This window comes from Planomonospora sp. ID67723 (assembly GCF_015711605.1).
Classification (GTDB): domain Bacteria; phylum Actinomycetota; class Actinomycetes; order Streptosporangiales; family Streptosporangiaceae; genus Planomonospora_A.
Genome location: NZ_JABTEZ010000002.1, coordinates 89,931 through 101,806 on the forward strand (window position 1 = coordinate 89,931; position 11,876 = coordinate 101,806).

At 74.2% G+C, this 11,876-nt stretch carries 4 protein-coding genes; all 4 read right to left on the reverse strand.

Annotated features, from left to right (window positions below; translation table 11 throughout):
• Window positions 1–2: 2 nt before the first annotated feature.
• The 4 genes from HS041_RS13135 to HS041_RS13150 all read right to left on the reverse strand — a co-directional run bounded on the left by HS041_RS13135 (window position 3) and on the right by HS041_RS13150 (window position 11,875).
• A complete protein-coding gene (locus HS041_RS13135; RefSeq protein ID WP_307845270.1) occupies window positions 3–5,249 on the reverse strand; it encodes a type I polyketide synthase in 5,247 nt (1,748 codons plus the stop codon).
• Window positions 5,246–8,692 carry a non-ribosomal peptide synthetase gene (locus HS041_RS13140; RefSeq protein ID WP_196440974.1) on the reverse strand — a complete coding sequence of 1,149 codons (3,447 nt, stop codon included), beginning with the start codon at window positions 8,690–8,692 and terminating at the stop codon, window positions 5,246–5,248. Before HS041_RS13140 ends, HS041_RS13135 begins: the two co-directional genes overlap by 4 nt.
• A complete protein-coding gene (locus HS041_RS13145) occupies window positions 8,689–11,019 on the reverse strand; it encodes a lantibiotic dehydratase (protein WP_196440975.1) in 2,331 nt (776 codons plus the stop codon). The genes HS041_RS13140 and HS041_RS13145 overlap by 4 nt, the downstream gene beginning before the upstream one ends.
• Window positions 11,020–11,095: 76 nt before the next feature.
• Window positions 11,096–11,875, reverse strand: a complete 780-nt coding sequence (locus HS041_RS13150) for a thioesterase II family protein (protein ID WP_196440976.1) — start codon at window positions 11,873–11,875, stop codon at window positions 11,096–11,098.
• Between the last annotated feature and the right edge of the window lies 1 nt (window position 11,876).

Sequence of the window (11,876 nt, forward strand, 5' to 3'; positions counted from 1 at the left end):
GGCTACCTTCCTCTCGCCACGCGCGGGATCGTGGTGGCAGGGGCCGCCGGGGTGGCAGGGGCGGCCGGGCCGGACGCCGGGACCGCGGGCTGCTCGGCGCGGATCTGCTCGACCCTGGCGGCCATCTGCCGCACGGACGGGGCCTCGAAGAGCGTGCGCATCGGCAGCTTGACGCCGACCGCGGCCCGAGCCTGCGCGATCAGCTGGACCGCGATGAGCGAGTTGCCTCCGAGCTCGAAGAAGTCGTCGTCGGCACCCACGTCGGGCACGCCCAGGATCTCGCTCCACACCCGGGCCAGCGCCGCCTCCACCTCGCCTTCCGGTGCGACGAAGTCCTCGGTCCTGACCACCGGGGCCTGGGTCTCGAGGCTCTGGCGGGTCAGCCGCTCCCGCCGGGTGATCTCGGCGAGCGCGGTCGCGCTGATGACGACCTGCGGGCCGAGGTCGGCCGCGGCCAGCACGCGGAAGAACGCCTCGGCGCCGTCCGCCGGGCGGATGCCGGTGTCGGAGCGCAGGTCCCCGGCGCTCAGCGACCCGGTCACCGCCGAGGCGTCGATGCGCCGCAGCACGAACTCCTCGATCTCCACGAGCACCGTGCCCGCCTGGTCCATCAGCGTCAGGTCGGCCGTGACGACCTCGGTGCCGCCGTCGCCCCTGCGCCGCAGGTGGCTGTAGAAGCGGTCCGGCAGCGCCGACCTGACCAGCAGCCGGCCGTAGCTCAGCGGCAGGTAGGCGCCGCCGCCGTTGCCCCGGCCGAAGGAGGTGGCCACGTCGAGCAGCGCGGGGTGCAGGCCCCAGTCGCCGACCTCCGCCGCCACCTGCCCGGTCCCCTCGACGAAGGCGAGCTCCTCGCCCTCGGCCCGCCAGATCAGCTCGGGCGAGCGCCACCGCGGACCGAACGTCAGCACTCCGGCGTACTCGCCGTCCTGCACGATCTCCGGCGTCATCGCGGCCTTCAGCGCCGCCACGTCCACGGCCGCGACCGGCGCGGGCCGTACCCATGCCGCCGCGCCCTGGGTGTGCAGCCGATCGCCGGCGCGCACCTCGAAGGCCGAACCGTCGGTGAAGGCGACCACGAGCTCGGTCGTGGTGTCGTCCGGCACGGCCAGAGGCTCCAGGAAGACCACGTCGCGCAGCTCCACCGCATGGCCCTCGCCCGGCGCCGGGACGACGGCCGCGAAGGCCGCCCTGGCGCATTCCAGCTGACCGGTCGCGGGCAGCACCGGCACCCCGCCGATGCGGTGCTCGTCCAGGACCCAGTGGGCGTCCGCGGCCAGCGGCCCCGACGCCCGGTCGTGGGTACGACTGCGCACGACCGGGTGGTCGACGGGCGTTCCCCCGGCGACGGCGGTGGGACCGGTGGCGGCGGCCATGCCCACCTCCAGCCACGCGCCCCAGTTGAGGCTCAGGACGCGGGTGCCGTGCCGGGCGCGGGCGAAGGCGTCCTGGAAGGCGTTCGCCGCGCAGTAGTCGACCTGGCCGAACCCGCCGCTGACGGCGGTGACCGACGAGCAGAGGGCGACGAAGTCCAGCCCGAGATCGCCGAAGACGTCGAACAGCACGGCGGTTCCGGCGACCTTGGGATCGAACACGGCCTGCGCGGCGGCCCGTTCCTTGATCTCGGCCATGCCGCCGCCGGGCAGGCCCGCGGCGTGCACGATGCCGTGCAGCCCGCCGTGGGAGGCCAGGATCTCCTCTCTGACCTCGCGCAACCGGGCGGGATCGGTGACGTCGGCGGCCAGGACCGTCACCTTGCCGCCCGCCTGCTCGATCCGGGCGATCGTGCGCGCGGCCCTCGGCGTCACCGTGCCGCTGCGGCCGAGCAGCACCACGCGGGCCCGCAGCCGGGTGCCGAGGTGCTCGGCGAGGGTGAGGCCGATACCACCCAGGCCACCGGTGATCAGGTAGACGCCCTCCTCGCGCAGTCCGCCCTCGCCCTCGCCCAGCCGTACCGGCTGGAACTCGCGGACCCAGCGGCGCCCGCCCCGCAGAGCCAGCACGTCGCCCGCCGGCTCCCTGCGCAGCTCGGCCAGGACGTTCGCGGCGGGGGTGCCGCCGGACTCGAGGTCGAGGTGGCGCACCCGGAGGCCGTCGACCTCCAGCGGCACGACCCGGGCGATGCCCGCCACGAGCGCGTACTCCGGCCGGGTCAGGTCGGCGCCGCCCAGGGGGTCCTCGGTGCCGGAGGTGAGCACGTCGATGTGGACCCCGTCGGCCCGCTGCTCGGCGGCCAGGGCCTGGACCAGGGAGAGCAGGCTGAAGAAGCCGTGCTCCTGCGCCTGGGCCGGGTCGCTGTCCAGAGCCCAGGCGTGCACGACGCGCGAGGGCAGGGAGTCGCCGAGCGCACCGATCAGGGCGTCGTAGTCGGCGCGCTCGCCGGGCCGTACGGTGAACCCGGCGGAGTAGTCCGCGCCGGGGCGGACCACGGTCACCTCGGTGCCCTGCGCCCGGAGCGCCGCCACCAGCTCCTCGCCGCGCTCTCCGCTGACGAAGGCGAGGCAGCGGGTGACCGGCTCGCCGAGCGGGGAGGGCGCGAGCTGCCGCCACACGGGGACCTCGAACCAGTCCTCCAGCGCCCGGGGGCCGGAGGGCTGCTGCGCCTTCGGCTTGGCCCCGGCCTCACCCGGCGGGATGAAGCGGTACTCCCGCTCGTAGGGGTAGCCCGGCAGCGGCACCCGGTGGCCCCGGCCGCCGTCCACGGTGATCGGCACCCCGGCGGACCACAGCCGGGCGGCGGAGCCGTACAGCACGTCCAGGTCTCCGGCGCTCTCGCCGGGGCCGGGCAGGCTGGTGAGCGGCGGCAGCACGTCCTTGGCGCCGCGCAGCTGCATGCGGGCGAGCTGGGCCAGCTGCTTGCCGGGCCCGCACTCCAGCATCACCCAGTCCTTCTCGGCCAGGAGCCGGGCCACGCAGTCGCCGAAGCGCACCGGACGGCGGATGTGCCCGGCCCAGTAGGCCGGGTCGGTGGCCTGTTCGGGGGTGATCCAGTCGCCGGTCACGTTGGACAGGAACGGCAGGGCGGGCGCCTGCCGCGGCACGGAGGCCACAAGGGACTCGAACTCCGCCAGGACGGGCTCCATCATCGGCGAGTGGAAGGCGTGGGAGGTGCGCAGCCGGGTGGCCTTGACGCCCTTGCCGTCGAGCAGCTCGGCGAAGGCCGTGATCGCCTCGTCCGTCCCGGCCACCACGCAGGTGCCCGGGCCGTTCACCGTGGCCACGCTCACCCCGTCGACGAGCAGCTCGGCGATCTCCTGCTCGTCCTTCATCACCGCGAGCATCGAGCCGGCGGGCATCGACTGCATCAGCCGCCCGCGCGCCGCCACCAGCCGCAGTGCGTCGGGCAGGGTGAACACCCCGGCGAGCGTGGCGGCGGCGTACTCCCCGATGGAGTGGCCGATCATGCCTGAGGGCTGTGCGCCGAGCTCCTGCCAGAGCCTGGCCAGCGCGTACTCCACGGTGAACAGCGCGGGCTGGGTGAAGCGGGTCTCGCGCAGCTTGTCGTCGCCGCCCTCGGCGAACATCAGCTGCCTGATGTCCTCGCCCAGCTCGGCGCGGAGGAGCTCCGCGCATTCGTCGACGGCGGCGGCGAAGAGCGGCTGGGCCGCGTAGAGCGCGGCGCCCATGCCCGCGTACTGCGCGCCCTGCCCGGAGAAGAGGAAGGCCACCTTGGGCGGCGTTCCGCCCGCGTTCCCGGCCGGGTGCCGCCTGCGGTCGGTCAGCGCGCTCACCGCGCCGGCCAGGTCGCCGGCCACGACGGCGACGCGGTGCCGGAGCTCCGGCCGGCCCACCCGCAGCGTGTGGGCCACGTCGGCGACGGAGAGCTCGGGGTGCTCGGTGAGGTGCTCGGCGAGCCGGGTGCGCATGGTGTCGAGCGCGCTCTCGGTGCGGGCCGAGAGCCGTAGCAGCTGCGGCCCCCGCGCGCTCGTGGCGGCGGCGGGCGGCGGCGCCTCCTGGAGGATCACGTGGGCGTTGGTGCCGCCGATGCCGAAGGAGCTCACCGCGGCCCGGCGCGGGCCGTCCTCCCACTTGGTGGGGGCGGAGACCACGTAGAAGGGGCTGGAGTCGAAGTCGATGGCCGGGTTGGGCCGCTCGAAGTTGATGCTGGGCGGGATCAGGCCGTGCTCCATGGCGAGCACCGCCTTGATCACGCCGACGACGCCGGAGGCCTGGCTGAGATGGCCGATGTTGGACTTCACCGAGCCGATGCCGCACCAGCCGCGATCGTCGGTGCTGCGCCGGTAGACCTCGCTCAGGGCGGCCACCTCGATGGGGTCGCCGAGGGCGGTGCCGGTGCCGTGCGCCTCGACGTAGCCGATGGTGCGCGGATCCACCCCGGCCACGCCGAGCGCCTCGGCGATCACCTCGGTCTGGCCCGCGTGGCTCGGCGCGGAGAAGCCGATCTTGTTGCTGCCGTCGTTGTTGATCGCGTTCCCCAGCACCACGGCCCGGATGTGGTCGCCGTCGGCCAGCGCGTCCTCCAGGCGCTTGACCACGAGCACGCCGACGCCGCTGCCCCAGATGGTGCCGTCCGCGCGGGCGTCGAACGGCCTGACGTGCCCGTCGGAGCTGGTGAAGCCGTCCATGGCCGGGTAGCCGGCGCCGTGCGGCAGCTCCACGCAGACCCCGCCGGCCAGCGCCATGTCGCACTCCCCGTTGCGCAGCGACTCGCAGGCCAGGTGCAGGGCGACCAGGGAGGAGGAGCAGGCGGTGGTGACGGTCATGGCCGGTCCGCGCAGGTTGAGCCGGTAGGAGACCGTGGTGGCGACGTAGTCGATGTTGTTGCCGATCGACATGCCGAGCTTGACCGCGTCGCTGTCCAGATCGGGGTTGGTCTGCAGGTTGAGCCACTGGTACTGGCTGGGCCCGGATCCGCCGTAGACGCCGATGGAGCCCTCGTAGGCGGCAGGGTCGTAGCCGGCGTCCTGCAGCGCGGCGTGCGACTGCTCCAGGAAGACCCGCTGCTGCGGGTCGGCCAGCTCCGCCTCGCGCGCGCTCATGCCGAACAGGCGGTTGTCGAAGCCCTCCATGTCGATCATGACCGGCGCGGCCTTGACGAAGGAGGGGCGGGCCAGCTCCTCCGGAGTCGCCCCCCAGGCGAGCTGCTCCTCGTCGGTGAAGAAGGTCACCGACTCCACCCCGTCGACCAGGTTGCGCCAGAACCGGTCGAGGTCGTTCGCGCCCGGCACGCGGGCGCTCATGCCGATGATGGCGATGGGCTCGGCGCCCGAGTCGTTGGACAACTCTGTCACTGTCTCCTCCTGCGCTTGTCCCGCTGCTGGCGGCGTGTGTCGGCACGCCGGTCGGCGCGGCTCAGTTCCGGATTCGCGGCATCACCGTCGAGGTGGGCGGCCAGCGCGCGTACGGTCGGGTAGCGGAACATGTCCACGGCCGTCACCTGGCGCCCGGTCAGGGCGGTCAGCCGGTCGCGGACCACGACGACGGCCATGGAGGTGCCGCCGACGTCGAAGAAGTTGTCGGTCGCGAGCACGTCGGCCCGGCCGAGCACGTCCCGCCAGATCCCGGCGAGCAGCCGCTCGGTGTCGGTGGCGGGGGCCGCGCGGAGCCCGGATTCCGGTCGTACGGCCTGCACCGGCTCGTCCGTCACGCCGTGCGCGAGCGTGGTGGCATGTCTCAGCTCGAAGCCGGCCGCGGGGGCGTCCGGGTCGGCCACGGCCTGGTCGAGCAGGTCGGTGAAAGACCGGAGCAGCAGCTCGATGCGCTCGGCGGTGTAGAGGTCGGTGTTGTAGACGAGGTCGACCGCGTACCTCCCGTCCCGCTCGACGACGTAGACCGTCAGATCGAACGGGGAACCCGCGGGCGCGGGCACGATGCCGGTGGAGCTCAGCCCCTTCAGCTCCAGCCGCGGCTCCGGGAAGTTGAAGACGTTGAAGAGCACCTGCACCAGCGGCGCCCGGCCGGGGTCGCGGCGTATCGCCAGTGCTCCGACGATGTCCTCGATGGCGGCGCCGGGCCTGGCCATCGCGTCGATCATCGCATCGGCGCAGCCGCGCACCCGCTCCGCGAAGGAGGCCTCCCCGGCCGAGCGCAGGCGGAGCGGCACGATGTCCACGAAGAAGCCGATCAGGTCCTGGAAGGCCTCGTGCCTGCGGTCCGCCGCGGGGGTGCCGACCACGATGTCGTCACGGCCGGTGACACGCCGGACCAGCTCGGCGAAGGCGGCCAGCCACACGCTCGGCGCGGTGGTGCCCAGCCGTACGGCCAGCTCGCGGATGCCCGCTGTGGTCTCGGCGGTCAGCGCGGCGGTGGCCAGGGCGCCGGCATGGCTCTGCACGGCCGGCCGCGGGCGGTCCCTGGGGAGGTCGAGCGTCGTGGGGGCGTCGGCCAGCGAGCGGGTCCACCAGGCCAGGTCCTCCCCGGCCCGCCTGCCGTCCCGCGCCGCTCGCCAGGCGGCGTAGTCGGCGAAGGTCACCCCCGGCTCGTCCAGGACCTCGCCGGCGTAGGCGCGGGCCAGGTCGTCGAAGAACGGGCCCTCCGACCAGCCGTCGAAGACGGCGTGGTGGAAGGTCACCGACAGCACGTGGTCGTCCGGGCCCAGCCGGAGCAGCCTGGCCTGCCAGAGCGGGCCGCGGGCCAGGTCGAAGTGCCGGGCGCCGGCCCGGTCCAGCCAGGCGCGGACCCCATCCGGCAGGTCGTCCGGCCCAGTGCCGGGGTGACTGCCGGGGTGACTGCCGGGGTGACTGCCGGGGTGACTGCCCGGCCCGTCCGGCGCGCCGTCCAGTGCCTCGACCGCTATCCGCACAGGTTCGGGCGCGGACACCTCCACGCGGGGCACACCACCGTCGTCGGGCACCCGCCAGCGGAGCACCTCGTGCCGCTCGGCCACCGCGTTCAGCGCCCGCTCCAGCGCCATCACGTCGAGCGGGCCGCGCAGGCGCTCGGCGAGCGCGATGTTGTAGGCGACGTTGCCGGGGAAGAGCTGCTCCAGGAACCACAACCGACGCTGCGCCGCGGTCAGCGCGGGCGGGCTGCCGGAGGGCGGTTCCCCGGCCGCGGGAGGTGCGGCCTCCACCAGCGCCGCCAGCGCGCCGAGGGTGCGCGCGGCGTAGACGTCCTCCACCGCCACCTCACGCCCCAGTGCCCCGCGAAGGCCGCTGACCAGGCGCATGGCGCTGATGGAATGCCCGCCGGAGGCGAAGAAGTCGTCCTCCGGCCCCGGGGCGCGGCCGAGCACTCCGGCCCAGACCTCGGCCACGGCGCGCTCGGTCGGCGATTTCGGCGGCCCACCCGGGACCGGCGCATCAGGCACCAACGCATGCAGCGCCCGGACGTCGACCTTGCCCGACGGGGACATCGGCAGGCTGGGCAGGATCAGCACCTCGGCGGGGACCATCACTTCGGGCAGCCGCTCCGCGCAGTGCTCTCGCAGCAGGTCCGGGCTCACGCCGTCCGCGGTGCAGAAGGCCACGAGCCGGACACCCGCCGGACCCTCGACCGCCTCCACCACGGCGTGCCCGACCTGCGGGTGCCCGCGCAGCACGGTCTCCGCCTCGCCGGCCTCCACCCGCTGCCCGCGGATCTTGACCTGCCGATCGGTCCTGCCCAGGAACATCAGGTTCCCGTCCGGCTGCAGCAGCACGAGGTCGCCGGTCCGGTAGAGCCGTTCGCCGTCGCCGCCGAACGGGTCGGGCACGAAGCGTTCGGCTGTCAGACCGGGTCGCCCCAGATATCCGCGGGCCAGCCCGACCCCGCCGACCAGGAGCTCGCCCGGCACGCCCGCCGGAACCTCACGCAGTTCCTCGTCCACGACGTGTACGCGGTGCCCGTGCTGGACGGTGCCGATCGGCAGCGGCCGGTCCCAGCTTCCGGCGGCCTCGAAGACGGTGATCGCCACCGTTGTCTCGGTCGGACCGTAGTAGTTGAGAAACCGGCGGCCCGCCCAGCGCTCCACCTGCTCAGGGCCGGGGGCCTCGGAACCGGTGGACAGCACCCGCCACTCGGGCAGGTGGGCCGGATCCAGCACCGGCAGCAGGGAGACCGGCAGGTCACCGGAGGTGACGCGGTGCTCCAGGCAGAAACGCTGGAGCCGCACGGGGTCACGCCGGTCGTCCTCGCCGGCCAGCATCAGCGTGGCCCCGGCGGCCAGGTGCACGAACAGGTCGTGCACCGACACGTCGAACCCCAGCGAGGCGAAGGCGAGGCCGCGCGTGTCCTCGTCGACGCCCAGCAGCTCGATGTTCCTGAGCGTGTAGGCGCAGGCGCTGCGATGGCTGACCACCACGCCCCTGGGCGTGCCGGTGGATCCCGAGGTGTGCAGCACATAGGCCGCGTTGCCGGGCAGGGCCGGACACCGTCCGGGCGCGGCGGACGGGCCCTCCACCGGGACGGTTCGCACCCCGTCGAACAACTCCGCGGTGGACTCGTCGACCACGATCAGGCGGAGCCCCGCGTTCCGGATGATCTGCTCCCTGCGCGCGGCGGGGCCGTCGGGATCGAGCGGCACGTACGCGCCTCCGGCCAGGAGCACGCCGAGCACCCCGGTGACCATGCTCGGCCGGCGCCGCAGGCAGACTCCCACCAGTTGCTCCGGTCCCACGTCCGACAGCCGCGCGGCCAGGCCGCCCGCCCGTCCGGCCAGCTCGCCGTACGTGAGCACCTCCTGCCACTGCCGCACGGCGGGCGCCTGCGGGCGGCGCTCGGCCTGGGCCAGCACCAGATCGGGCAGCGTCGTCATCCCGCGCCTCCAGGGAGGGGATCGACCAGGGGATCGACCAGGGGATCGACCAGGGGATCGACCATGTGCATGCGCAGCTCCGTGAAGTAGCGGCGGCCCTCGGCATCGGACAGCCAGGTCTGGTCCGGGCCGGGGAGCATCTCGGAGATCACCAGCCGCACGTCCCGCCCGGCGGTGAGGCGGGCCGAGCGGACCATCGAGCAGAGCAGGTCGGCGAAGACCGGGCTGGTGAGATCGACGTAGAGCGGTTTGATCTCCGTGGACAGCTTGACGAAGACCTGCTCGGGCAGGCCGAGCTCACGCCGCCAGCGGCGCACGGCCAGGTACCGCGCGCGCTCACCGCCGGCGTCGGTCAGTCCCGTCGCGTCCGCGGTGGTCCGCCAGGTACGGCGGGCGACGACCAGCCGGTCGATGGTGATCCTCGGGGTGTGCCGATCGCCTCCGACGAGCTTGAAGCCGTCCACGGCGTGGATCGACACCAGCTGCGAGAAGACCTCCAGCAGCGGCCGGCTCCTCCCGTCCGGCATGGTGGCCACCAGCTCCCCGCCCACCTCGTCGACCAGCACGCCCGTGGCGGGCACCAGCCGGTCGGGGTCGGCGCCGGGAGCGGCCGTCCAGCCCAGCTCGATGTCGGTCGGGTGGTCCAGCCCGTGCGTCACCCGGCCGGTGTAGCGGGGCCACTCCACCGGGTAGAGCGGCCTGACCCGGTCGGTTCCCAGATCCTCGGCCAGCGCGTCGCGCAGCGGGCCGGGATCGGGGTGGGCGAGGGTGAAGACGGCGCAGTCGAAGGTCGCCCAGGCCGCGTGCATCTCGCCCATGACCACCAGGTAGTCGCCGCGATTGACCGCCTCGACGCTGTCGGCGCAGATCTGCAGGTCGGGGCTGTGCAGCCGGCCGTCCGACCAGCCGGGGCCGGCGGCGGCGAACGCGTCGGAGGCGGCCAGTTCCCTGGCGGTGAAGGTCAGCTCGGCGGTGTCCGGGTCGACCCGGTCCAGGCCGAACAGCTCCGACCAGCGGCGGGCGAACTCCTCGGCGATGGCGTCCACGGGTCTGGGGCCGGCGCCGAACAGCATGCCCTGGGCGAGGTACCACAGGTCGGACAGCAGCACCGGGCCGTCCGCGCGCAGTTCCTCGTACAGCTCGCGCAGCGCCTGGCCGTAGGCCGTCGCCAGCTCGGCCGTCAGCCAGCGGGCGGCCTGGAGCATGAGCGCCAGCGGCTCGGCGACGCCGTCGATCAGAGGCTTGCCCACGGTCACGCGCACGTCGCGCGTGGTGTCCTCGTAGACCAGGCCGCGGCCGGCGTAGGTCTGACCCGTCCTGCGGACCGAGTCGGTGCCGGCGACCTCGCTGAACACCGTGCTGAGCGCCTCCATCGCGGCGCGCAGGGCATCCGGGTCGCCGGCGGCGCCCGCCACCCGTCGCTTGGCGGACGCCAGCCGCTCCAGCCCGGCATGGGCCCGCTCGCGCACGGACGGGTCCTCGATGCCGGCCAGCAGCCGCCGGAGGTGCTCCTCGGCGTGCGGGCTCTGCGGCACGTCGCCCTGCCAGGTCAGCAGGCCGCGCCCGGCGAGGAGGTCGAGCTGCAGGTAGGCGTCGGCTTCGGTGCGGATGCCCGCCTGCCCGGCCACCTCGGCGGCCACGTCGACGGCCCGGCGCCTGCCGTCGCATCGCGACAGCAGCAGCGCCTCGGAGGCCGACACCGGGACGGGCGGCTGCGCCGGCCGCCGCACCTGGCGGCCGTCCAGGGTCAGCTGGGGGTGCAGGGCGGGTGGCAGCCAGCGGCGTACCTCGGGATCCTCGGCCAGCTTCGCCGCGTACGCGCGCAGCGCCCAGTCCTCGAAGAACACGCGCCGGTCCGACAGCAGCCGTTCGCCGGGCCGTACCTCCAGAGCCGGGCCACCCTCCGTGCACCGAACCCAGGTCACCGGCCCGAAGAAGCCCACCGTCTCGTTCTTGGCGCTGTAGCGCTGCCAGTACTTGACGGCGACGCGCTCCCGTTCGCGCCGCCTGCTGTCGCGCCGGCCGCCGCGGGCCAGGGCGTCCAGCGCGACCAGGGCGCCCCGGTTCTGCCAGGTGATCGCCTCGCGGAAGAGCGGGTCGGCGGCGATCCGGGTCAGCTCGTCGCCCAGCTCCCGGCCGGTCTCCGCGAGGATATCGCCGAAGTCCTCCGCCGCGAGCTCGCCCGAGAGCAACGCGTCCGCCGCCTGCGCGCAGCCGGGGGTGGACAGGCGTGCCAGGCCGTCGGCCGGGAAGCCGGTGCTGCGCAGCAGCGCCTCGCTCCACACCCACCAGCCGGTGTCGCCGAGCGGCATGCGGTGCTCACTCATACGATCTCCTCGCCCGAGGGCTCGGAGTCCGCATTCGCGGACGCACTGTGCCCCTTGATTCGCTCGCTGCGCTCGCTCATGCGATCTCCTCGCCCGAGGGCTCGGAGTCCGCATTCGCGGACGCGCCGTCGCGCACCCGGTCCAGGATGTGGTCACGCCGCTCGCGCAGGAAGAAGTGGCCGCCCGGCTCGACGCTGAGGGTGAAGCCTGCGGTGGTGTGCCTGGCCCAGCCCCGCATGGCCTCGACGGGGACCGACTTGTCGTCGGCTCCGGCGAAGGCCTCGATCGGCACCTCGATCGGCGGCCCCGGCCGGTAGACGTACTCGTGCAGCCAGGTGAAGTCCGCGCGCAGGATCGGCAGGACGAGCTCGCACAGCTCCGGCTCGGCCGTCAGCTCCTCCGGCAGGCCGCCGAGCTCGGTGAGCCTGCCGAGCAGTTCCTCGTCCGACACCTCCGACAGCTCGGCAAGCGGCTCCACATGGTCCGGCGGCCGGCACCCGCCCAGGTACAACCGCCGCGGCAGCCGCTCGCCCCGCCTGGACAGCTCGCGGACCACCTCGAAGCCCAGCCTGCCGCCCATGGAATGCCCGTAGATCGCGTACGGCCGGTCGGCCCGGGCCGAGACGGCGTCGGCGAGCTCCCCGATGTCGATGCCGAAAGGCTCGGAGAAGCGGCCCTCCCGGCCCGGCAGGACCATGGACAGCACCTCGATCCCGGGTCCCGCCGCGGCGGCCCAGCCCTGGAAGGCCCCGGCCCCGGCGCCCGCCCACGGCAGGCAGAACAGCTGCAGGGGCGCCGCGTGGCGGGGTTGCGGAACGGAGAACCAACGGCCGAGCGAGCCGGTGTCGGGTCCCATG